Source organism: Bradyrhizobium sp. SHOUNA76 (assembly GCF_023006445.1).
Taxonomy (GTDB): domain Bacteria; phylum Pseudomonadota; class Alphaproteobacteria; order Rhizobiales; family Xanthobacteraceae; genus Bradyrhizobium.
Genome location: NZ_JALBHA010000053.1, coordinates 1 through 22704, shown reverse-complemented (window position 1 = coordinate 22704; position 22704 = coordinate 1). Strand labels below are relative to the sequence as shown.

The following is a 22704-nucleotide window of genomic DNA, read 5'->3' as shown; positions in this document are numbered from 1 at the left end:
CCAGTCCGGCAGCTCGCGCTCGCGCGACAGCGCGCAATGCCATTCGCCCTCGTCATAGGCGATCCGGCGGACCTGCCACATCGGCAGCTCGAGCTCCAGCAGCGCCAGCGCCGCATCGGTCCAGGCTTCAGCGTCGATCAGGCGCGTCAGGCGTGTCGTGCGTTCACTTTGGCCAAACGAGGCGACGCGCCGGCAGGCCTTGTCGATGATTTCGAACATCAGCGGACGCGTCATCGCCGGTGTCGCGCGAAGCTGCTCGCCGAGCGAGGGCGGGACGAGGCGTCGGAGAATGGCGGTCATGTCAGGCCTCCTGGAAATGGCGTCGGTCAGTCGGCCGGCATTGCCAGGATGGCGCGAAGGGCATTTGAAAACGAGATGGAGATCGGGCGAGAGATATAAGGATTTCATAGGTGCGGGTGGGTGAGATCGCCCGCCCGGCCTTTATGAGATTCCTATAACGTCGCCATAGCCCTCATCTCGAAAACCTATGACCGCGCTGGCATTTCAGCACGGTCAATAGTCCCAGCTCATCCGGGGACGTGCGTTTCATGTCCTTCGCGAGCACGCGGGGTCACCGAGAGAAAGTTGCGCCGGCCTTTTGGGACGCAACGAGGAGCAATCCGATGATGGACATTCTGATGCTGGCGCTGGGCTTCGGCTTCTTTGCGCTCGCGATCGGCTACACCTACGCCTGCGAACGGCTGTGAGGACGCCGACCATGATCTTCGATTATGCGCTCGCCGGCGCCGTCTCGTTCGGCCTCCTCGTCTATCTCACCTACGCGCTGCTGCGGCCCGAGCGGTTCTGACCCGTGCTGCTGCTCGTCGAATTACTGATGGCGGACGCCGTGCTCGTCGCCGGCCTGCTGACGGTGCTGCTGCCGCTGCTGCGCCGGGCACCAAGCTTGAAGGGTTGATTCCATGACTATGGTCGGCTGGCTCCAGATCATTCTGTTCTGCGTCATCATCGTCGCACTCACAAAACCGCTCGGCTGGTACATGACGCGGGTGTTTGGCGGCGAGCGCACATTCCTGTCGCCGGTGCTGCGACCGATCGAGGCCGGCATCTACTGGATTTCCGGCGTTGACGAGAAGCGCGAGCAGCATTGGCTGGCCTACACGGTCGCCATGCTGCTGTTCCATGTCGGCGGCTTCCTCGTCATTTACGGCGTGATGCGCCTCCAGGCCGTGCTGCCGTTCAATCCGGCCGGGCAGGGCGCGGTTGCGGAAGATCTTTCCTTCAATACCGCCGTTTCCTTCATTACAAACACCAACTGGCAGAACTACGGCGGCGAAAGCACGCTGTCCTATCTGACCCAGATGGTCGGCCTGACGCACCAGAACTTCCTGTCGGCCGCAACCGGCATCGCACTCGCAATGGCCCTGATCCGCGGCTTTTCGCGTGCCTCGATGCGCACCGTTGGCAATTTCTGGGTCGACGTCACGCGCTGCACGCTCTATGTGCTGCTGCCGATCTGTATCGTCTACACGCTGTTCCTGGTGTGGCAGGGCATGCCGCAGACGCTCGGCGATTATGTCGAGGCCACCACGCTCGAAGGCGCCAAGCAGACCATCGCGGTCGGCCCGGTCGCTTCGCAGGTCGCTATCAAGATGCTGGGCACCAATGGCGGCGGCTTCTTCAACGCCAACGCCGCGCATCCTTTTGAAAACCCCACCGCGCTTTCGAACTTCGTGCAGATGCTGTCGATCTTCGCGCTTGGCGCCGCGCTCACCAACGTGTTCGGCCGCATGGTCGGCAACGAGCGCCAGGGCTGGGCAATCTTGTCCGTGATGGGCGTGCTGTTCATCGCCGGCGTCGCCATCACCTATTGGGCCGAAGCGAACGGAACCGCGACGCTGCAGGCGCTGAGCCTGGCCGGCGGCAACATGGAGGGCAAGGAAGTCCGCTTCGGCATCGTCGCATCCTCGCTGTTCGCTGTGGTGACGACCGCTGCGTCCTGCGGCGCCGTTAACGCCATGCATGACAGCTTCACCGCGCTCGGCGGCATGATCCCGCTGATCAACATCGAGCTCGGCGAAATCATCGTCGGCGGCGTCGGCGCCGGCATGTACGGCATGCTGCTGTTCGTCATCCTCGCGATCTTCGTTGCTGGCCTGATGGTCGGCCGCACGCCGGAATATGTCGGCAAGAAGATCGAGGCGCGCGAGGTCAAGATGGCAATGCTGGCCATCCTGGTGCTGCCGCTGATGATCCTGGGCTGGACCGCCGTCGGCGTGGTCTACCCGGCGGCCGTCGCCTCCATGGCGAACGCCGGACCGCACGGCTTCACCGAAGTGCTCTACGCCTTCACTTCGGCTGCGGGCAACAACGGCTCCGCCTTCGCGGGCCTCACCGGCAATACCTTCTTCTACAACCTCACGCTGGCCAGCGCGATGTTCGTCGGCCGCTTCTTCATGATCGTCCCGGCGATGGCGATCGCGGGATCGCTCGCGGCGAAGAAATCGATCCCGCCGTCCATGGGCACGTTTCCCACAACTGGAGGCCTGTTCGTCGGTCTTGTCGTCGGCGTCATCCTGATCATGGGCGGCCTGACCTTCTTCCCGGCGCTCGCACTCGGTCCAATCGTCGAGCACTTGGCGATGAATGCCGGAAACCTGTTCTGATTGTCTGGAGTGACCTCCATGGATACGACCAAACTGCAAAAACGTGCGCCGATGTCGGCAATGCTCGATCCGAAGATCGTGATGCCTGCGATCCACGCCTCCTTCACCAAGCTCGATCCGCGACTGATGATCAAGAACCCCGTGATGTTCGTGGTCGAGATCGTCGCTGCGCTGACCACCGTGATCTTCCTGCGCGACCTCGTCACCGGTGGCGCCAGCCTCGGCTTCACCTTCCAGATCATCGTCTGGCTCTGGTTCACGGTGCTGTTTGCCAATTTCGCCGAAGCAGTGGCCGAAGGCCGTGGCAAGGCGCAAGCCGAGACGCTGCGCAAGACGCGCACCGAGAGCCAGGCCAAGCTCCTGACCGGGGCCGGCGCGGCCTTCAAGCTCGTGCCGGGCACGAGCCTGAAGGTCGGCGACATCGTGCTGGTCGAGGCGGGCGACACGATCCCCTCGGACGGTGAGGTGATCGAGGGCGTGGCCTCCGTCAACGAAGCCGCCATCACCGGCGAGTCCGCGCCCGTCATTCGCGAATCCGGCGGCGACCGTTCCGCGGTGACCGGCGGCACGCAGGTGCTGTCGGACTGGATCCGCGTCCGCATCACGGCAGCGCAGGGCTCGACCTTCATCGATCGCATGATCAAGCTGGTCGAGGGTGCCGAGCGGCAGAAGACGCCGAACGAGATCGCGCTCAACATCCTGCTCGCCGGCCTCACCATCATCTTCGTGTTCGCCACCGTCACCATTCCGAGCTATGCGGCCTATGCCGGGGGCTCGATCTCGGTGGTCGTGCTGGTCGCGCTGTTCGTGACGCTGATCCCGACGACGATCGGCGCGTTGTTGTCCGCCATCGGTATCGCGGGCATGGACCGTCTGGTGCGCTTCAACGTGCTCGCGATGTCCGGCCGCGCCGTCGAGGCCGCCGGCGACGTCGACACGCTGCTGCTCGACAAGACCGGAACCATCACGCTCGGCAACCGGCAGGCGACAGCCTTCCGTCCCGTGCGGGGCGTCACCGAGCAGGAGTTGGCGGATGCCGCCCAGCTCGCCTCGCTCGCCGACGAGACTCCGGAAGGCCGCTCCATCGTCGTGCTGGCCAAGGAGAAATACGGCATCCGCGGGCGTGACATGGCTGAGCTCGGGGCCACCTTCATCCCGTTCACGGCGCAGACCCGCATGAGCGGCGTCGACGCCGGCGGCTCGTCAGTGCGCAAGGGGGCGGTCGACGCCATGCTGAACTATGTCGGCGGCGGCGCGCCACTGGTCGTTGCTTCCGGCAACACGGCCCGCGCCATCCAGCCCACCGGGCTCTCGGACATTGGCCGCGAGATCCAGACCATTGCCGACGAGATCGCCAAGTCCGGCGGCACGCCGCTCGCGGTCGCCAAGGATGGCAAGCTGCTCGGGATCGTCCAGCTCAAGGACATCGTCAAGGGTGGCATTCGTGAGCGCTTCGCCGAGCTGCGCCGCATGGGCATCCGCACCATCATGATCACCGGCGACAATCCGATGACGGCGGCCGCGATCGCGGCGGAAGCCGGCGTCGACGATTTCCTGGCGCAGGCCACCCCGGAGGACAAGCTCAAGCTGATCCGCGACGAGCAAGCCAAGGGCAAGCTGGTTGCGATGTGCGGCGACGGCACCAACGACGCGCCAGCGCTGGCGCAGGCCGATGTCGGCGTCGCCATGAACACCGGCACTCAGGCCGCCCGCGAGGCCGGCAACATGGTCGACCTCGACTCCAACCCGACCAAGCTGATCGAGGTGGTCGAGATCGGGAAGCAGCTGCTGATGACGCGCGGTGCGCTGACGACCTTCTCGATCGCCAACGACGTCGCCAAGTATTTCGCGATCATCCCGGCCATGTTCCTGGCGTTCTACCCCCAGCTCGGCGTGCTCAACGTCATGAACCTGTCGAGCCCGCAGAGCGCCATCCTGTCGGCGATCATCTTCAACGCGCTCGTCATCATCGCGCTGATTCCGCTGGCGCTGAAAGGCGTCGCCTACCGCGCCGTCGGTGCCGGCGCGCTGCTCCGGCGAAACCTCTTGGTCTACGGCCTCGGCGGCATCGTCATTCCCTTCATCGGCATCAAGGCGATCGATCTCGTCGTGACCGCCCTGCACTTGGCCTAACGCCGTCATTGCGAGCGCAGCGAAGCACCGGAAATGCCTTCTCGGCTGACAGACTGGATTTCTTCGTCGCTTCGCTCCTCGCAATGACGCAGAAACAGGAGACCCAACATGCTCAGAGAAATCCGCCCCGCCATCGTCCTTTTGCTGGTCCTCACCGCCATCACGGGCTTGGCCTATCCACTCGCGATGACGGCCATCGCCGGCGCGCTCTTTCCCGCGCAGGCACAAGGCAGCCTGATCGAGAAGGACGGCAAGGTGGTCGGCTCGGCCCTGATCGGGCAGGAGTTCAGGGAGGACAAGTATTTCCACGGCCGCCCGTCGGCGACGGTTGCGCCGGACCCCAATGACTCGACCAAGACGGTGTCGGCACCCTACAACGCCGCCAATTCGGGCGGCTCCAATCTCGGTCCGACCAGCAAGGCCCTGGCCGACCGGCTGAAGGAGGATGTGGACAAGCTCAAGGCTGAGAATCCGAACCAACCGGTCCCGGTCGACCTCGTGACGACCTCGGCCAGCGGTCTCGATCCGGATATCTCGCCTGAAGCGGCGCAATTCCAGGTGCCACGGGTGGCGAAGGCGCGGAATCTGCCGGAAGACGCCGTGAGGCAGCTTGTAGCTGCCAGCGTTCAGGGCCCAACGCTCGGCCTGCTCGGCGAACCCCGGGTTAACGTTCTGGCGCTGAATCGCGCGCTCGATCAGGCGGCGGCGAAGTAGCGGTCTAGGCCGGGAATGCCCGAATGATTATATTGGCCTGATGGTCCGAGAGCGCCGCGATCCCGAACAACGTCCGTCCCCGGAGGCGCTGCTGGAGGCAGCGCGCCGGGAAGAGAGCGTCAGCGGCAAGCTGAAGATCTTCGTCGGCGCCGCGCCCGGCGTCGGCAAGACCTATGAGATGCTGCAGAGCGCCCACGCCAAGCGCAAGGCCGGCATCGATGTCGTGGTCGGCTTCGTCGAAACCCATGGCCGCGCGGAGACCGAGGCATTGGTGCGCGGGCTCGAGATGGTCCCGCGCAAGAGGCTGGACTACCGCGGCCAGGTCGTCGAGGAGATGGACCTCGATGCCGTGATCGCGCGGCGGCCAAGGATCGCATTGGTCGACGAGCTCGCTCACACCAACGCCGCAGGCAGCCGCCACCCCAAGCGCTATCTCGACGTGGAGGAGCTGCTCTCCCACGGCATTGACGTCTACACCGCTGTCAACATCCAGCACATCGAGAGCCTGAACGACGTCGTTGCCCAGATCACCCATGTCCGGGTGCGCGAGACGGTGCCCGATTCCGTGTTCGACCGCGCCGATGCGATCGAGCTGATCGACCTCACGCCCGACGATCTGATTCAGCGCCTGAAGGAGGGCAAGGTCTATGTGCCCAAGCAGGCAGAGCGGGCGCTGGAGCACTATTTCTCGCCGGGAAATCTGACCGCCTTGCGCGAGCTCGCTTTGCGGCGCACCGCCGAGCGGGTTGACGAGCAGCTGCTCAACCACATGCAGGCGAATGCGATTCCCGGGCCCTGGGCCGCGGGCGAGCGCATCCTCGTCTGCGTCAGCGAGGATCCGCGTGCGGCCGGCCTCGTGCGCTACACCAAGCGGCTGGCGGACCGACTGCATGCGCCGTTCACCGCGATCTCGATCGAGACGCGGCGATCCCTGCAATTGTCGGAAGAGCAGCGCGATCGATTGGCCGATACGCTGCGCCTTGCGGAATCGCTCGGCGGCGAGGCGCTGACCATTCCCGCGGTTGGTCGCCGCATCGCCGATGACGTCGTCAATTTCGCGCAAGGCAACAACGTCACCCAGATCGTGATCGGCAAGTCGACCCGCTCGCGCTGGTTCGAGATGACGCGTGGCTCGGTCGTGCATGACCTTGTGCGCAGTGCCGGCAATATCAGCGTCCACGTCATCCCCGGCGACGAACTGCCGGCCGAGGATGCGCCCAAGACGGCGGTACAGACCGCGGCGCGATCCGAGTCGTTCAATCCGCTGCCCTACGTGAAGGCGCTGGGCATCGTCCTGATCGGCCTCGGCGCCGCCGTGCTGCTCCAGCCGCGGTTCGGCATCGAGAATGTCGATCTCGTGCTGTTGACTGCGGTGGTTGCGGTCGCGGTGCGGTATGGACTATGGCCGTCATTGCTTGCCAGCATTGCAGCCTCGCTTGCTTACAATTTCTTCTTCCTTCCGCCGGTCTACAATTTCACCATCACAGATCCGACCAACGTTGCGGCGTTCTTCTTCTTCATGCTGATCGCTGTCCTGGTCTCCAACGTCGCGGCGCGCGTGCGCACGCAGGCCGACGCCGCCATTGGCCGGATCAGGATGTCCGAGCAGCTCTACGCTTTCAGCCGCAAGCTCGCGGGCACCGCGACGCTCGACGACGTGCTGTGGGCGACGGCCTACCAGATCGCGTTGATGCTGAAGGTCCGCGTGGTGCTGCTGCTGCCGGAAGACGGCTTGCTCACGGTAAAATCCGGCTACCCGCCCGAAGATGATCTCGACCAGGCCGATCTTGCCGCCGCCAACTGGGCCTGGAGCAACGACCGTCCCGCCGGCCGTGGTTCGGATACGTTGCCGGGTGCGAAACGGCTATTCCTGCCGATGCGCACCGGGCGCGGCCCGATCGGCGTGATCGGCATCGACAACGACCGCACCGGTCCGCTGCTGACGCCGGACCAGCGCCGGCTGCTGGACGCGCTGGTTGACCAGGGCGCGCTGGCGATCGAGCGCGTGCTGCTGGTCGAGGATATGGACCGCGTCAAGCGCACCGTCGAATCCGAGCGCTTGCGCTCCGCGCTGCTGACCTCGATCTCGCACGATTTGAAGACACCGCTCGCCTCGGTGCTGGGGGCGGCCTCGACCATGCGCGATCTGACCGGGGCCCTGTCCGACGCCGAGAAGCGCGACCTGCTCGCCACCGTCATCGACGAATCCGAACGGCTCAACCGCTTCATCGCGAACCTGCTCGACATGACCAAGCTCGAATCCGGCGCCATCGTGCCCAACACGGCACTGCACGATCTCAGCGAGATCGTGGGCAGCGCGCTGCGGAGGGCGAGCAAGATCCTGACCGCCCATAAGGTGGAGCTGGTGCTGGCGGCCGATCTGCCGATGCTCCAGCTCGACGCCGTGCTGTTCGAGCAGGTGCTGTTCAATCTGCTGGACAATGCCGCAAAATACTCGCCGCCCGACACCACGATCTCGATCAAGAGCAAACGTGAGCGCGATCAGGTCGTTCTGGAGGTCGCCGACGAGGGGGCCGGCATCCCGCCCGACGAGCTGGAGAGCGTGTTCGACAAGTTCTACCGCGTGCAGAAGGGCGATCACGTCCGTCCCGGCACGGGCCTTGGCCTTGCCATCTCGCGCGGCTTCGTCGAGGCGATGCGCGGCACGATCTCGGCCGCCAACCGCGGCGACCGGAGCGGCGCCATCCTCACCATCCGTCTTCCCGTTCCGGCAGAAAGCCGCGCATTGGATACCGCCGCATGAGCGCTGCCCCAATCAAGGTCCTGGTCATCGACGACGAGCCGCCGATCCGCAAATTGCTGCGGATGGGGCTATCGACGCAAGGCTATGAAATCTTGGAGGCGTCGAACGGCAAGATTGCGCTGGAGAAGCTCGAGGAAGCGCCGGCGCTGATCATTCTCGATCTCGGCCTGCCCGACGTTCAGGGGCACGAACTGCTGCGCACCATCCGCGCCCGCAACGAAAGCGTGCCGATCGTGGTGCTGTCGAGCCGGGGCGACGAGGCCGGCAAGGTCCAGGCGCTCGATCTCGGTGCCGACGATTATCTAACCAAGCCGTTCGGCATGGACGAGCTCCTGGCCCGCCTGCGCGCCGCGCTGCGGCACCAGCTCCAGGTCCAGGGAGAGCGCCCGGTGTTCCGCTCGGGCGATCTCTCGGTCGATCTCGTCCGCCGCATCGTCAAGGTCGGTGAGCGTGACGTCAAGCTGTCGCCGAAGGAATACGACCTCCTGCGCGTGCTGGTGCAGCACGCCGGCAAGGTGCTGACTCACCGTTTTCTGCTGAGGGAACTGTGGGACGAGCTGACCGACGCGCAATATCTGCGCGTCTATGTCCGCCAGCTCCGCCAGAAGATCGAAGCCGATCCGGAGCGGCCGCAATATGTACTGACGGAAACGGGGATCGGGTACCGGTTGAAGGCGGGGGATTGATCCCGAAGATCCGTAGGATGGGTAGAGCGAAGCGAAACCCATCATGACTCAGCGCCCGGCGACGCGTGATGGGTTTCGCTTCGCTCTACCCATCCTACAATAGTCCGTCGATGACGGTGCAAATCAGCCCCGTAGGGTGGGCAAAGGCTAAGCACTGTGCCCACCATTCTCCCGATTTCGATCAAGGTGGTGGGCGCGCTTCGCTTTGCCCACCTTACGAGATCGAGCGCGGGGCGAGCGGTTTCCTCAGCCCGCCTTCCTGTGCCGTGCCGTCGACCGGTGCGTCTTCTTCGCCGCTCGTTGCCGCCCGGTCGCGCGGCGCGCATGGGACTTCGCCGCGGTCTTTTTCCCGCCGCGTCCCTTCAGGCTCTGCTTCAGCGCGTCCATCAGGCTGACGACATTGCTCGGCCGCTCCTCGGGTTCGGGCAACTCGATCTTCTTGCCACTGGCCTTGCGCTTCACCAGCGCCTTCAGCGCGTTTTCGTACTCGTCCTTGAACTTGCCGGGGTCGAAATGCGAGGCCTTGGTATGGAGGATGTGGCCGGCGAGCTCGACCATGTCCTTAGTGATCTTCGGGCTCTTGATGTCTCCGAAGAACTCGCCCTCGTCGCGCAGCTCGTAAGGAAAGCGCAGCGTGGTGCCGAGCAGGCCCTTGCCGAGCGGCTCGATCGCCATGATGTGTTCGCGATTGGTGAGCACGATCTTGGCGAGCGCCACGCGCTCCTGGTCCTTCATGGCGTCGCGGATCACCGCGAACGCGTCGACCGCGGCCTTGCCGTCGGGCGCGATGTAATAGGGATGGTTGAGATAGCGCTGGTCGATCTCCTCGCTCGGCACGAAGCTCTCGATGTCGATGGTGTGGTTGCTCTCGATCTGGACCGCTTCGAGCTCCTCCGGTTCGATCTCGACATATTTGCCCTTGCGCAGCTCGTAGCCGCGGCCCTTCTGGTCGCTCTCGACGACATCGCCGGTTTCGGCATCGATCATCTGCTGCTTGAGCCGGTTCCCGGTCTCGCGATTGATCAGGTGAAATCGCGTCTTCTCCGCTGCCGTCGTCGCCGGATAAAGCACGACCGGGCAACTGACCAGCGACAGCTTCAACGTTCCCTTCCAATAGGCACGCGGGGCCATTCCATTCTCCAGCGTTTTCAGTGGGTTTTGGAACCCCAACCCTCCCATCGGGTTTTGGTTCCGGGCGGGACTTTGGCCGTGATAGGCTTGAATGTCGAAAGAGAAGCGGGACCGGTCGTGCTGCAAAAACTCTCCACTTACCGACAGAAGCGTGATTTCGAGAAGACGCCAGAGCCATCGGGCAAGACCGCAGTGGCGTCATCGAAGCAGCGGCGCTTCGTGATTCAGAAGCACGATGCGAGCCGGCTGCACTACGATCTCAGGCTCGAATTTGACGGCGTGTTCAAGTCCTGGGCCGTGACCAAAGGGCCCTCACTCGATCCGCACGACAAGCGGCTGGCGGTCGAGGTGGAAGACCATCCGCTCGACTATGGCGATTTCGAAGGCACGATTCCGGAAGGGCAGTATGGCGGCGGCACGGTGATGCTGTGGGACCGCGGCACCTGGGAATCGGAAGACGCCGAGCGCGGATTCAAGAAAGGCGATTTGAAGTTCACCCTGCATGGCGAGAAGCTGCACGGAAGCTGGGTGCTGGTGCGCATGCGCAACGACCGCACCGGCGGCAAGCGCACCAACTGGCTCCTGATCAAGCATCGCGACGAATTTGTCCGCGAGGGCGCGGACAACGACATTCTCGACGAGGACAGATCGGTCGCCTCCGGCCGTGCGATGGAGCAGATCGCCGAAGGCAAGGGCCGCGCGCCGAAACCGTTCATGCTGGCGAAAGGTGCCAAGACCAAGGCCGATGCGGTCTGGCAATCCAATCGCGCGGAGGAGACGAAAGGGCACACGGTCAAGCCGGCCCCGCGCACGGCATTGAAGGCCGGCAAGTCGGCGAGGAAGAAGGCCACGACCGCGACGACTGCCAAGAAGGTGTCGGAGATGCCGGACTTCGTCGGGCCGCAGCTCTGTACGCTGGTCGAGCGGCCGCCGGCTGGCGAGGGCTGGTGCCACGAGATCAAGTTCGACGGCTATCGCGTGCAGCTCCGGGTCGAGGACAGAGAGGCGACGCTCAAGACGCGCAAGGGTCTCGATTGGACCGGGAAGTTCGCGGCAATCGCGAAAGAGGCGGGGTCGCTGCCGGACGTGACGATCGACGGCGAAATCGTCGCGCTCGACCACAACGGCGCGCCGAACTTCTCCTCGCTGCAGGCCGCATTGTCCGATGGCAAGACCGACGAACTGATCTTCTTTGCCTTTGACCTCCTGTTCGCGGAAGGCCAGGATTACCGCCGACTGCCGCTCGGAGAGCGTAAGGCGCAACTCAAGAAGCTGCTGGAAGCGCGCAAGCGGAAGTCCACGCAGATCCGCTATGTCGAGCATTTCGAAAGCGGCGGCGATGCGGTGCTGCAATCGGCCTGCAAGCTCGAGCTCGAAGGTGTGGTGTCGAAGAAGCTGGATGCGCCGTATCGTTCGGGGCGTACCGAGAGCTGGGTCAAATCGAAATGTCGCGCCGGCCACGAAGTGGTGATCGGCGGCTACAAGACCACCAATGGCAAGTTCCGCTCTCTGATGGCGGGCGTTCGTCGCGGCGACCATCTCGTCTTCGTCGGCATGGTCGGCACCGGCTTCGGCGCCGACAAGGTCAAACGCATCATGCCGTCGTTGAAGGCGATGGCGGCCAAGGAGAGTCCTTTCGGCGGCAAGAACGCGCCGAAGAAAGCCAAAGAGGTGCACTGGCTGAAGCCGGAGCTGGTCGCGGAGATCGAGTTCGCCGGCTTCACCGCCGACGGCAATATCCGCCAGGCCGCGTTCAAGGGCTTGCGGCAGGACAAGCCCGCCAAGGAGGTTGAGGCGGAAACGCCCGTCGATACCCAGCTCGCCGAGCCCACAGCCAGCAAGCGCGTGGCGAAGACGGCCAAGCGATCGAAGGACGCCGGCACGGCCGAGGTGATGGGCGTCGTCATTTCCAAGCCGGACAAGGAGCTGTGGCCGGATGGCGGTGATGGCGAGGGCGTGACGAAGCTCGATCTCGCCCGCTATTTCGAGGCGGTCGGGACCTGGATGATCGAACATCTGAAGGGCCGCCCGTGCTCGATCGTGCGTGCGCCCGACGGCATCGGTGGCGAGACGTTCTTCCAGCGTCATGCCATGCAGGGCACCTCGAATTTGCTCGAGCTGGCCAAGGTCTCGGGCGATCGTAAACCCTATTTGCAGATCGATCGCGTCGAAGGGCTGGCCGCCGTTGCGCAGATTGGCGGCGTCGAGCTGCATCCATGGAATTGCGCGCCAAACGCCTATGACACGCCGGGCCGGCTGGTGTTCGATCTCGATCCGGCGCCGGATGTCGAGTTCGCCGACGTCGTGAAGGCGGCCAGGGAGATGCGGCAGCGGCTGACCGACATCGGCATGGAGAGCTTCTGCAAGACCACGGGCGGCAAGGGTCTGCACGTCGTCGTGCCGCTGCGCCACGGCGCACGCGACAAGGTGGACTGGAAGGAGGCCAAGGCCTTCGCTCAGGGCGTCTGCCAGTGGATGGCCGATGACGATCCAGAGCGCTATCTGCTCAACATGTCGAAAAAGCTGCGCAAGGGAAAGATCTTCCTGGACTATCTGCGCAACGACCGCATGTCGACGGCGGTGGCGCCGTTATCGCCGCGGGCGCGCGCCGGCGCCACGGTCTCGATGCCGGTAACCTGGGCGCAGGTAAAGAGCGATCTCGATCCAAAGCGCTATACGCTGCGAACCGGGCCGGGCTTGCTGGCGCGATCGAAGGCATGGGAGGGTTATGATGATGCCGCCGCGTCGATCAAGGCGGCGATCAAGAAGCTCGCGGGGAAAACGAAGTAGATGCTTGCTACGGGCGCAACTCCCGTAGGGTGGGCAAAGCGAAGCGTGCCCACCGTCTTCTCGTTGCGGCGAGGAAGGTGGGCACGGCGCAAGAGCGCCTTTGCCCACCCTACGAAATCCTCGCTGTCTGGCTAGATCCTTCCCATCAGCAGCAGGATCAGCAGGATGACGATGACGAGCCCGAGGCCGCCGCCGCCGTAATAGCCGGTGCCATAGAACGGGCCGCCGCCGATGCCGCTGAAGCCGCCAAGCAGGGCGATGACCAGAATGATCAGAATGATCGTACCGATTGACATGCGAATCTCCTCCAGCCCTTTGTTGAAAGGGTCGTTTGCACCTGTCCCTTGGTGCAAGGGCAACTTGCCGCAGGTTTTAAAGTTCCGTCCATGGAAACACCGGTTGCAGGACCAAACCTGCATGGAACATTTGGCGTTTCGGCCGGCATGACTATGTGAGAATCAATCCACGAGGCACGGCCATGTCAGCACCGCTTGTCGTCTCCATTCCTCATCGTCTTGGCCGCGAGGAGGCGGTGCGCCGGCTCAAGACCGGGCTCGGTCGCGCGGCCGCCAGCATTCCCGTGATGCAGGTCGAGGAGGAGCGCTGGACCGGCGACAGTATGGCCTTTCGCATCCGCGCGCTCGGACAGGTCGCGACGGGGCAGGTCGATGTCGCCGACGATCACGTGAAGGTCGAGGTGGTGCTGCCCTGGCTGTTGCAGCGCTTTGCCGAGATGGCGCAGGCCACGATCAGGAAGCGTGGTCAGTTGCTGCTGACCAAGGACCAGGGAAAGTAATTTCAGGCGCGCACGCGCGGCCGCGCGGGCCGGATGGCATTTGCCGTGCGAGCCTCGATGACGGAAGCGGGGAAATCACGGAAGGCCTGCGAGACCGGCAGTTCGTTGCCTGCAAAGCCCGCCGCAGCGTAGCCGGTGATGTCGACGGTTGCGTCGAATCCGTCGAGCGTGGGCCACTCTCGCCCGGCTTGCGTGAACGGCGCGAACTGACGCCCGACCACCACGATCGCGGCAGCGCGGCCGTGGCGGCGAGCGAAGGCAATGACATGGTCGGCATGTGCGCCGCGCACCGCCAGCGGCTCATAGTCGCCTTGAGCGAAAACGTCGGCGAGCTCATTGCGCAGCTTGAGGAGACGCCTTGTCCAGGCCAGTTTGATCAGGCCGTCCGGCCAGCTCTTGATCAGGCCACGCCAGTCCGGATCGTCCAGCGAGCCCAGCGCCCCCTGCCGCGCGGCAAAGTCGACCGGGCGACGGTTGTCGGGATCGACCAGCGACAGGTCCCAGAATTCGGTGCCCTGATAGAAGTCGGGCACGCCGGGCAGCGTCGCCTTCAGGGTGAGCTGGCTCAGAGAGTTCAACATGCCGAGCAGTGCGAGGCGGCGGGCCAGCGTTTGCAGCGCCTCCAGGAATTCGGCTGACAGCGCGGGGTCGAGGATCTTGTCGACGAAGCTCTTCACGCCGTTCTCGTAGGCCTCGTGCGGATTGAGCCAGCTGGTCTCTTCCTTGCCCTCCCGCGCGGCTTTCAGCGCATAGGCCTGGATGCGCTCGACGAAGCCGGCATCGACCGGCGTCTGCAGCGGCCAGGCCCCGAGCAGCGTCTGGTAGAGCATGTATTCGAACGTCGCCGATGGCGCGCGTAGATTGCCGTGGAGCGCGAGGTGCGGTGCGTTCGACACCTTCCAGCGCGAAACCGCGCTGGTCCATTCGCCGGGAATTTCGCTGAGCGCCGCGATCCGTGCGCGGGCATCCTCGCCGCGCTTGGTGTCATGCGTGGCGGTCGCCGTCATTCCCTGCGGCCATTCCCTGGCGCGGGCCTGCATGGCCTCGTGGAAAGCGGGAATGGTGAGGCCGGTGCTAGCGGGATCGCCGCCGACTTCGTTCAGGGCGAGCAGCCGGTGGAACTGATAGAACGCGGTGTCCTCCAGCGACTTCGCCATCACCGGCCCGGTGAATTGCTGCACCTTCAGCGCGAAGCGGCGCACGCGCGGGACACTATGTGGCGGACGACCGGGCTTGAGCAGGTCCATGGTCAGCGCGTCGCGCAGGAAATCGAAGATGCCTTCGTCCGCGGCGAACCATTCCGAACGGGCGCGCGCGATGGTGTCGTCGATCAGCTTGCGGTCGGGGGCCGTCGGGCCGCTGTTGGTCAGATAGGTGCGGTACACCGGGAAGTGCAGCACATAGAGTTCCAGCGCCTGCCGCAGGCTGTCGGCGGAGAAATCGCGGGTCGAGTAATGCCCATTGGCGATGCGCGCGAGCAGGCGCGTCAGCACGGTGAATTCGCTGGTGAGCAGCGTCTCCAGCACACGCCGCTTGGCGTCCTTGACGTAAGGCGCAAGCCGCGGCGGCCGGTTGCTGATCTGCCGCCAGGTCTCGTCCAGCGCCGCCAGCCCCTTGGCGTCGACCAGCACCTGGGTAATGACGTTCATCCATTCATAGCCGGTGGTGCCCTGAACGCCGGCGAAGTGCGGCAGGCGTTCGTGCTCGCACAGGATCTTCTCGATCACCGTGTAGAACGGCTTGGTGTTGCCTTGCGCGTCGCGCACCAGCCGGCGCAGGCGCTGGCAATATTGGGCGGGATCGCGCAGGCCGTCGATGTGATCGAGCCGAATTCCCTGCAATTTGCCGTCGACGATGAGCTGCTTCACCAGCCGGTGCGTGGCGGCAAAGGTGCTCGCGTCCTCGACGCGCAGACCTGCGAGCCCGTTGACGTCGAAGAAGCGGCGATAATTGATGTCGCTGGAGGCGAGCCGCCAATGCCCGAGCTTGTAATGCTGGCGCTCCAGCAGGTGATGCAGCGCCAGCGTCTGCGCGGGGCGATCCTTGGCGGCGCGATAGGCGGCAAGTCCGCGTGCGGTGATCTCCGCGGCACCCACGATCTCCCTGAGTTCGGTCTTGAACGCGGGGGCTTCCTTGCGGTTGGGGCGGCGCAGTCCGGTGTATCGCGCCGCGAGCGAGAGCAGGCTTTTACCGGCCTCCGTCTCGGCGGCATCTGCTTCCTTCACGATCATGCGCAGCATCTCGCCATAGCGCTCCGGCGCGATGGGTAAGCGATGCTCGAAATACCAGGCGGAGAAGCTTCCCTGATCCGGATCGTAGCGCAGCTCGATGTCGCCGCGCTCGAGCGCCTCGCCGTAGGATGCCCCCAGGATCGGCAGCAGCACGCCGCCGCGGGCGCGGTAGGCGAGCTGATCCCAGTCGATGTCGAAGGAGACCGCGTGCGGCGAAGCCTGGCCCCATTCCAGCACGTCCAGCCACCAGGGATTGTCGGCAAAATGAACGCCGACATGGTTGGGCACGAAGTCGATGATGAGGCCGAGGTCGTTCTGCCTAAGAGCCTCGCTCAGCCGTGCGAAGCCGGCCTCGCCGCCGAGCTCCGGATTGAACTGGCCGTGATCGACGGTGTCGTAGCCGTGGGTCGAGCCCTTGCGGGCCTTCATCACCGGCGAGGCGTAGAGATGGGTGATCCCCAGCGCCTTGAGGTAAGGAACGACCGAAGTTGCCTTGTCGAAGTCGAAATCCGCGGTGAGCTGAAGCCGGTAGGTCGCGAGAGGAATGGCGGGAGGCATGTCAACCTCCGAGGCGCCAGACCACCGACCAGGGCGGGAGCCGCTCGCTGGCTCCGCCGCCCCAGATCGGCGTGCCCGCGCTGACATCGGACGTGATCTCCTGGTCCGACAGATTGGCGGTCAGGCGCAACGTCACGCCGTCCCCCATGTGCCAATGCGCAGTGAGCAGGCCGTTGTCGGCAGCGTCGGCGTCGCCGAAAGCCGCCCCCTTCAGCCGCGGCATGATCTCCTTGCGGCGGACTGCGAGCAGTTGCCGCACCAAGGCGAGCCGTGCGTCCTGCTCCGCTGTGCGGCCGGTCCAGTCGAGCACGGCCGATTGCAGCGTGGCCGGATCGAGCGGGTCGGGCACCTCATTGCCGTATTTTTCGTAGGCCCAGGCATATTCCTGCTTGCGGCCCTTGCGGACGGCGTCGGCCAGTTCGCCCTGGAAATCGCAGAAGAACGGGAAGGGCACCGTCGAGCCCCATTCCTCGCCCTGAAACAGCATCGGCACCATCGGCGCGAGCAGGGTCACCGCGAGCGCGGCTTCGATCTGCTGCGGCAATGCCAGGCTCTCGAGCCGATCGCCGAGCGGACGGTTGCCGATCTGATCGTGGTTCTGCAGGAAATTGACGAAGGTCGCCGGCGGCAGCTCGCCGCTCGGCTCGCCGCGCGGTTTCTTGCCCCAGAACTCCGAAACCTCGCCCTGATAGACGAAGCCCGAGGCGAGTGCGCGCGCGAGGTCCATACGCGGCGTCTGGTAGTCGGCATAGTAGCCGGCAAGCTCACCCGTCAGCATCACGTGCCAGACGTGGTGATAGTCGTCGTTCCACTGCGCGCGATACTTGCCGCTTGGTGGATTCTGCGCGGCATCGAGCAGGCTGGCGCGATTGTCGCCATTCTCCAGCACGAGATGGATGTGCCGCCCCGTCGCCTTGGCGAGCTCGCCGGCGGCGACGCTGAGGTCCTGCAGCATCGACTGCTCGCCCGGCACCAACATGATGTGATTGGCGGCATCCAGCCTCAGGCCGTCGAAACGGTAGTCGCTGAGCCAGGACAGGGCATTCTCGACTGCGAACGCGCGCACCTGCGGCACGCGATAGTCGATCGCGCTGCCCCAGGGCGTGTGTGCGTCGGTGAAGAAGGCCGGCGCATAACGGCCGAGATAATTCCCCTCGGGGCCGAAATGATTGTAGACGACGTCGAGGAACACCATCAGGCCGCGCAGATGCGCCTCGTCGATCAGTGTCTTGAGGTCTTCGGGGCGGCCATAGGCGCTGTCGGGCGCATACCATAGCACGCCGTCATAGCCCCAGCCGCGGCGTCCTGCGAAATCGGCCAGCGGCATCAGTTCGAGCGCCGTGATGCCGGTTGCGGCGAGATGATCGAGCTTGTCGATCATGGCGCGGTAAGAGCCTGCAGCGGTGAAGGTGCCGACATGGGTCTCGATCAGCACCGTCTCTTCCCAGGGACGACCGCGCCAATCGCGCGCACGCCATGAAAAGGCATCGTGATCGATCACCTCGCTTGGGCCGAACACATCCTCGGGCTGGAAGGGCGATGCCGGATCTGGCACGTCGATCTCGTCGTCGATCCTGAACTTGTAGCGACTGCCCACGGGAAGGCCGACGATATCGGCGACATACCAGCCATCCTGGCGACGCTGCATCGCGTGTCTTCGGTCGAGCAGGAGATCGACGCGCCGCGCCGCGGGCGCCCACAGACGGAACGAGACGCCGTCCTTCGTCGGCTTCGCCCCGAAGGATGGCCTCATAGCGCCCCCGCGAAGGCGAGCACGGAGCGCGGCGGCGCCTTGCTGTCGCTTCCGGGCTGGAAGTCGGCCGTGTTCAGCTTGGCATCGGTCGTGTTCAGGATCTGCTGCCAGCTCTTGTATTCGGTCATTTTGGGCAATTTGAATGCGATCTCTTCGGGGGCGGCGTTCAGAACGATAAAGATCGCGGCGCTGCCCGGTTCCATCGGCCCCATCACATACGAGAGGAACCTGCCTTCCGGGAATTTCCAGTCGTTCTCCGTCATCTCGTCGCCAGCCGGGGTCAGCCACAGCGCGCCGTAAGAGATGCCGTCCTTGGGGCGGCCGTCGAGCCAGCGATGGCTGCGAAGTTGCGAGAACCGGCGGCGGATGTCGGCGAGTTGGGCGACGAAATCGACCATGTCGTCGCCCTCCTTGCCGAGATTGTCCCAGCCGACCCAGCCGATCTCATTGTCCTGGCAATAGGCGTTGTTGTTGCCGGATTGCGAATTGCCGACCTCATCGCCGGCGAGGATCAGCGGAATGCCCTGCGCGAGCATCAGACAGGCCAGCACGTTCTTGCGAAGCTGGCGGCGCAGGCCAATGATATCGGGATCGTCGGTCGGACCCTCGACACCGCAATTGTTGCTGTGGTTGTCGTTGGAGCCGTCGCGATTGTCCTCGCCGTTGGCCTCGTTGTGCTTCTCGTTGTAGCTGAAGAGGTCGGCGAGCGTGAAGCCGTCGTGGACGGTGATGTGGTTGATGCTGGCGCGCGGCCGCCGTCCGTCATGGTTGAACAGGTCGGAGGACGCCGTCATGCGGCTTGAGATGTCGCCGATCAGGCTGCCTTCGCCGCTCCAGTAGCGACGCATGGCGCTGCGATAGCGATCGTTCCATTCCGACCATTGCGAGGGGAATGCGCCGACCTGGTAACCGCCGAGGCCGAGGTCCCAGGGCTCGGCGACGAGCTTGACGGTCGCCAGCACCGGATCCTGCCGGATCGCGGTCAGGAACGAGATGCCGCGATCAAAGCCGTTCGGCCCGCGCGCGAGCGTGGTGGCGAGGTCGAAGCGGAAGCCGTCGACGTGGCAGACCTCGACCCAGTATCGCAACGAATCCATCACCATCTGCAGCACGCGCGGATGGGTGAGGTTCACCGACGAGCCGCAGCCGGTGAAGTCGTCGTAATAGCGCGGGTTCTCGCGGTTCAGCCAGTAATAGGAGGCGTTGTCGATGCCGCGGTAGCACAGCGTCGGGCCGAGATGATTGCCCTCGGCGGTGTGATTGTAGACGACGTCGAGCATCACCTCGATGCCGGCATCGTGCAGGCGCGCCACCGTGGTGCGGAAGGAGTCGAGCGCGTTGTCCTGGGCGTAGCGCGGCTCGGGGGCGAAGAAGGATAGCGTGTTGTAGCCCCAGTAATTGACGAGCTTCTTCTCCACCAGGATGCGGTCGTCGACGAAGCTGTGCACCGGAAGCAGTTCAACCGTGGTGACGCCGAGCTTCTTCAGGTGCTCGATCATCGCCGGCGAGGACAGGCCGCCATAGGTGCCACGCAGGTTCGGCGGCACGTCGTCGCGCTTCTGCGTCAGACCCTTGACGTGAGCCTCGTAGATGACGGTGTCTTCCCAGGCGATGTTGGGACGGATCTCGCGGCGGCCCCAGTTGAAGGTCTCGTCGACCACGACGGCCTTGGGCATGCCGCGCGCGTTGTCGCGGCGGTCGAAGGAGAGATCCTCGCGCGCGCTCCCGGTGCGGTAGGCAAAATGCGCGTCGCTCCAGACCAGGCGCCCCGAGAGTCGCTTGGCATAGGGGTCGAGCAGCAGCTTGTTGGCGTTGAAGCGGTGGCCGTGCTCGGGCTCATAGGGACCGTGCACGCGATAGCCGTAGAGCTGGCCGGGCGAGACGTCGTTGAGATAGCCATGCCAGACGTCCTCGGTTCTTTCGGGCAATTCGATGCGCTCGAGCTCGCGACGGCCCTGGCTGTCGAACAGGCAGAGCTCGACCTTCTGTGCGTTGGCGGAGAACAGCGCGAAATTGGTGCCGCGTCCGTCCCAGCTTGCGCCGAGGCGTGCGGGCGATCCAGCAGTCAGGCGCATGTGTCAGCTTTCCGGAACGAGGAAGATCGCAGCGAGCGGCGGAATGGTGAGGCGAAGCTCGGGCGTCTTGCCGTCAACGGCATGAACCTCGCCGATGTTCCCGACATTGCTGCCGCCATAATGAGCGGAGTCCGAGTTGAATACCTCTTTCCACTTGCTCGCAAAGGGCACGCGAACGCGATAGTTCTGATAAACATTGGGCGAGAAGTTGGTGATGACGAGACACCGCGCGTGCTCGTCAAATCCCTTGCGCAGCCAAGCGAACACGTTGCGGTTGGCATCGTCCGTGATCAGCCATTCGAAGCCGGCCTGGTCGCAGTCCATCTGGTGCAGCGCCGGCACCGCGCGATAGAGCCGGTTGAGGTCCCGGATCAGCGCCTGGATGCCGGAATGGTATTTGTACTCGAGCAGGTGCCAGTCGAGGGATTGGTCGTGGTTCCATTCGCGGCTCTGCGCGATTTCGGCGCCCATGAACAACAGCTTCTTGCCGGGATGGCCGAACATGAAGCTGTAATAGGCGCGCAAATTCGCAAAGCGCTGCCACTCGTCCCCGGGCATGCGGCCGAGGATCGATCGCTTGCCGTGCACGACCTCGTCATGCGAGAGCGGCAGGATGAAGTTCTCCGAGAAGGCGTAGTGCAGACCGAACAGGATGTCGCCGTGATGGTGCTTGCGGTGGATGGGATCCTTGCTGATGTAGTTCAGCGTGTCGTGCATCCAGCCCATGTTCCACTTGTAGCCGAAGCCGAGCCCGCCGAATTCGACCGGGCGCGAGACCTGCGGCCAGGCGGTAGATTCTTCCGCAGCCGTGGTGGCCTGCGGGAATCGGGCGAACAATTCCGTGTTGAAGCGCCGCAGGAAGTTGATCGCCTCGATGTTCTCGCGGCCGCCATACTGGTTCGGGACCCAGGCGCCCGGCGGGCGGCTGTAGTCGAGATAGAGCATGGATGCGACCGCATCGACGCGCAGCCCGTCGATCGCGTAGCGCTCCAGCCAGAACAGCGCGTTCGACACCAGGAAGTTCGTCACTTCGGTGCGGCCGTAATTGTAGATCAGCGTGCCCCAGTCGAGGTGGCGCCCCTGCAGTGGATTGGCGTGCTCGTAGAGCGCGGTGCCGTCAAAGCTGCCGAGCCCGTGCGGATCGTCCGGGAAGTGACCAGGCACCCAGTCGAGCAGCACGCCGACGCCTTCGCGGTGGCAGGCGTCGATGAGGGCGGCAAAATCTTCCGGCGTGCCGAAGCGGCTGGTCGGGGCATAGAGGCCGGTCGGCTGATAGCCCCAGGACCCGTCGAACGGATGCTCGCTCACTGGGAGGAATTCGAGATGGGTAAAACCCATGTCGCGGGCGTAGGCCGGCAGCTGCTCGGCCAGCTCGCGGTAGGTCAGCCATTCATCGCCGTTCTTGCGGCGCCATGAGCCGAGATGAACCTCGTAGATCGACATCGGCGCCGACAGCGCATTGATGCCATCGGGTGCCGGGCGCGGCCGTGGCAGATGCGCCTCGTCGAACACGATGGAGGCCGTCTTCGGCCGTACCTCGCTGGCGAACGCCATGGGATCGGACTTCAACGGCAGCAGATGGCCATGCGGCCCGATGATTTCGAACTTGTAATGATCGCCAGCCTTGGCATGCGGGATGAACAATTCCCAATAGCCGGCGCCGCGCACCCGCATGGGATGGCGCCGCCCGTCCCAGAAATTGAAATCGCCGACCACGGACACGCGCCGCGCATTTGGCGCCAGCACGACGAAGCCGATGCCGTCGATGCCTTCATGCCGCATCGGATGGGCGCCGAGCTTGTCGTAGAGGCGCTGGTGGGTGCCTTCGCCGAGCAGATAGAGATCGAAATCGGTCAGGATCGGCGGAAAGCGATAGGCATCCTCGAACTCGACGACGTTGCCGCCGAATTTTGCGCGCAGCTGATAGTGCTTCGAGCCGTTGGGCAGGGCACCGATGAAGAGGCCTGCATCGTGCACGCGGTCGAGCGAGGCGACCTCGCCCTGTTCGCCGACCGCCTCGACATTGGAGGCCTCGGGCAGAAACGCGCGCACCACGCTTCTACCGCCCTCAGGGTGCAGCCCGAGATAGTGGAAGGGGTCGGAGTGGCGGCCCTCGATGATCGCATAGGCTTCGGCAGGCAGTTTAGGCATGGGCTTCGCTCTCGGTACTGGACAGAATGCGAAGCAGTCCGGTCAGCGGCGCATGGAGCCCCTCAGGCCGGTGGGACAGCTCGTACTCTACGTCATGGAAGGCCTGATCAAGCAGGAAAAATCTTAACAGGCCTTCCGCGGACTGCCGGTTCTCCGGCCACAGCTGCCGATCGGTCATGGCGTCGCGATAGGCGGACAGGAAGGTTGCGGCGGCGCGCTCGCGCCATTCGTCGAGCGCAGCCGTGAGCCGGCCTTGCTCGTCGGAGGCACCCGTGAGCGCGCGGCTCAGCGCCGCGTT

The 22704-nt window shown here is 64.5% G+C and carries 16 protein-coding genes and 1 pseudogene; 9 read left to right on the top strand and 8 right to left on the bottom strand.

The features are described 5' to 3' along the window. Window positions 1-300, bottom strand: a pseudogene (locus MOV74_RS09740) (hypothetical protein); the annotation flags it as partial. A gap of 248 nt (window positions 301-548) precedes the next feature. Here MOV74_RS09740 and MOV74_RS09735 point away from each other — a divergent pair. The 7 genes from MOV74_RS09735 (at window position 549) to MOV74_RS09705 (ending at window position 8921) form a co-directional block, all read left to right on the top strand. Next, window positions 549-707: a hypothetical protein gene (locus MOV74_RS09735; protein ID WP_246920795.1), complete on the top strand. Its 159-nt coding sequence runs from the start codon at window positions 549-551 to the stop codon at window positions 705-707. Between the two features lie 11 nt (window positions 708-718). Continuing rightward, window positions 719-808, top strand: coding sequence for a K(+)-transporting ATPase subunit F (locus MOV74_RS09730; RefSeq protein WP_018641117.1), 90 nt, complete (start codon window positions 719-721; stop codon window positions 806-808). Between the two features lie 112 nt (window positions 809-920). Further along, window positions 921-2624, top strand: a complete 1704-nt coding sequence (gene kdpA, locus MOV74_RS09725) for a potassium-transporting ATPase subunit KdpA (protein ID WP_246920793.1) — start codon at window positions 921-923, stop codon at window positions 2622-2624. An 18-nt stretch (window positions 2625-2642) separates the two neighbouring features. Then, window positions 2643-4757 carry a potassium-transporting ATPase subunit KdpB gene (gene kdpB, locus MOV74_RS09720; RefSeq protein ID WP_246920791.1) on the top strand — a complete coding sequence of 705 codons (2115 nt, stop codon included), beginning with the start codon at window positions 2643-2645 and terminating at the stop codon, window positions 4755-4757. A gap of 108 nt (window positions 4758-4865) precedes the next feature. Next, complete coding sequence (locus MOV74_RS09715; RefSeq protein WP_246920789.1) at window positions 4866-5471, top strand: K(+)-transporting ATPase subunit C; 606 nt, start codon at window positions 4866-4868, stop codon at window positions 5469-5471. A gap of 40 nt (window positions 5472-5511) precedes the next feature. Beyond that, entirely contained in the window at window positions 5512-8235 is a 2724-nt protein-coding gene (locus MOV74_RS09710) for a sensor histidine kinase KdpD (RefSeq protein WP_246920787.1), read from the top strand. After that, the gene (locus MOV74_RS09705) at window positions 8232-8921 is read left to right on the top strand and encodes a response regulator (protein ID WP_246920785.1); all 690 of its coding nucleotides are present in this window, start codon (window positions 8232-8234) and stop codon (window positions 8919-8921) included. The genes MOV74_RS09710 and MOV74_RS09705 overlap by 4 nt, the downstream gene beginning before the upstream one ends. Window positions 8922-9167: 246 nt before the next feature. Here MOV74_RS09705 and MOV74_RS09700 read toward each other — a convergent pair whose 3' ends face one another. Next, window positions 9168-10052, bottom strand: coding sequence for a Ku protein (locus tag MOV74_RS09700; RefSeq protein WP_246920783.1), 885 nt, complete (start codon window positions 10050-10052; stop codon window positions 9168-9170). A gap of 117 nt (window positions 10053-10169) precedes the next feature. Between MOV74_RS09700 and ligD the strand changes: the two genes are divergently transcribed. Next, a complete protein-coding gene (ligD, locus tag MOV74_RS09695; protein ID WP_246920798.1) occupies window positions 10170-12842 on the top strand; it encodes a DNA ligase D in 2673 nt (890 codons plus the stop codon). A gap of 131 nt (window positions 12843-12973) precedes the next feature. Here the strand turns inward: ligD and MOV74_RS09690 are convergent, their stop codons facing one another. After that, window positions 12974-13138 (bottom strand): DUF3309 family protein, encoded by a 165-nt coding sequence (locus MOV74_RS09690; RefSeq protein ID WP_018318514.1) that lies wholly within the window; start codon window positions 13136-13138, stop codon window positions 12974-12976. A 182-nt stretch (window positions 13139-13320) separates the two neighbouring features. Here MOV74_RS09690 and MOV74_RS09685 point away from each other — a divergent pair, with 182 nt between their 5' ends. Beyond that, window positions 13321-13638: a polyhydroxyalkanoic acid system family protein gene (locus MOV74_RS09685; RefSeq protein WP_246920781.1), complete on the top strand. Its 318-nt coding sequence runs from the start codon at window positions 13321-13323 to the stop codon at window positions 13636-13638. A 2-nt stretch (window positions 13639-13640) separates the two neighbouring features. Here the strand turns inward: MOV74_RS09685 and treY are convergent, their stop codons facing one another. The 5 genes from treY to MOV74_RS09660 all read right to left on the bottom strand — a co-directional run. Next, window positions 13641-16427: a malto-oligosyltrehalose synthase gene (gene treY, locus MOV74_RS09680; protein WP_246920778.1), complete on the bottom strand. Its 2787-nt coding sequence runs from the start codon at window positions 16425-16427 to the stop codon at window positions 13641-13643. A 1-nt stretch (window position 16428) separates the two neighbouring features. Continuing rightward, on the bottom strand, window positions 16429-18180 hold the full coding sequence (gene treZ / locus MOV74_RS09675) for a malto-oligosyltrehalose trehalohydrolase (RefSeq protein WP_246920775.1): 1752 nt from the start codon (window positions 18178-18180) through the stop codon (window positions 16429-16431). Next, entirely contained in the window at window positions 18177-20255 is a 2079-nt protein-coding gene (glgX, locus tag MOV74_RS09670; RefSeq protein ID WP_246920772.1) for a glycogen debranching protein GlgX, read from the bottom strand. Before glgX ends, treZ begins: the two co-directional genes overlap by 4 nt. A gap of 3 nt (window positions 20256-20258) precedes the next feature. Then, window positions 20259-22406 (bottom strand): 1,4-alpha-glucan branching protein GlgB, encoded by a 2148-nt coding sequence (glgB, locus tag MOV74_RS09665; RefSeq protein WP_246920769.1) that lies wholly within the window; start codon window positions 22404-22406, stop codon window positions 20259-20261. Then, a partial coding sequence (locus tag MOV74_RS09660; RefSeq protein ID WP_246920766.1) for a hypothetical protein occupies window positions 22399-22704 on the bottom strand: 306 nt, incomplete at its 5' end. The genes MOV74_RS09660 and glgB, both read right to left, overlap by 8 nt.

Bases quoted from the DNA above. Each gene is read 5' to 3' on its own strand.
- MOV74_RS09735 (WP_246920795.1), top strand. From the start codon at position 549: ATGTCCTTCGCGAGCACGCGGGGTCACCGAGAGAAAGTTGCGCCGGCC.
- MOV74_RS09730 (WP_018641117.1), top strand. From the start codon at position 719: ATGATCTTCGATTATGCGCTCGCCGGCGCCGTCTCGTTCGGCCTCCTC.
- kdpA (WP_246920793.1), top strand. From the start codon at position 921: ATGACTATGGTCGGCTGGCTCCAGATCATTCTGTTCTGCGTCATCATC.
- kdpB (WP_246920791.1), top strand. From the start codon at position 2,643: ATGGATACGACCAAACTGCAAAAACGTGCGCCGATGTCGGCAATGCTC.
- MOV74_RS09715 (WP_246920789.1), top strand. From the start codon at position 4,866: ATGCTCAGAGAAATCCGCCCCGCCATCGTCCTTTTGCTGGTCCTCACC.
- MOV74_RS09710 (WP_246920787.1), top strand. From the start codon at position 5,512: ATGGTCCGAGAGCGCCGCGATCCCGAACAACGTCCGTCCCCGGAGGCG.
- MOV74_RS09705 (WP_246920785.1), top strand. From the start codon at position 8,232: ATGAGCGCTGCCCCAATCAAGGTCCTGGTCATCGACGACGAGCCGCCG.
- MOV74_RS09700 (WP_246920783.1), bottom strand. From the start codon at position 10,052: ATGGCCCCGCGTGCCTATTGGAAGGGAACGTTGAAGCTGTCGCTGGTC.
- MOV74_RS09690 (WP_018318514.1), bottom strand. From the start codon at position 13,138: ATGTCAATCGGTACGATCATTCTGATCATTCTGGTCATCGCCCTGCTT.
- MOV74_RS09685 (WP_246920781.1), top strand. From the start codon at position 13,321: ATGTCAGCACCGCTTGTCGTCTCCATTCCTCATCGTCTTGGCCGCGAG.
- treY (WP_246920778.1), bottom strand. From the start codon at position 16,427: ATGCCTCCCGCCATTCCTCTCGCGACCTACCGGCTTCAGCTCACCGCG.
- treZ (WP_246920775.1), bottom strand. From the start codon at position 18,180: ATGAGGCCATCCTTCGGGGCGAAGCCGACGAAGGACGGCGTCTCGTTC.
- glgX (WP_246920772.1), bottom strand. From the start codon at position 20,255: ATGCGCCTGACTGCTGGATCGCCCGCACGCCTCGGCGCAAGCTGGGAC.
- glgB (WP_246920769.1), bottom strand. From the start codon at position 22,406: ATGCCTAAACTGCCTGCCGAAGCCTATGCGATCATCGAGGGCCGCCAC.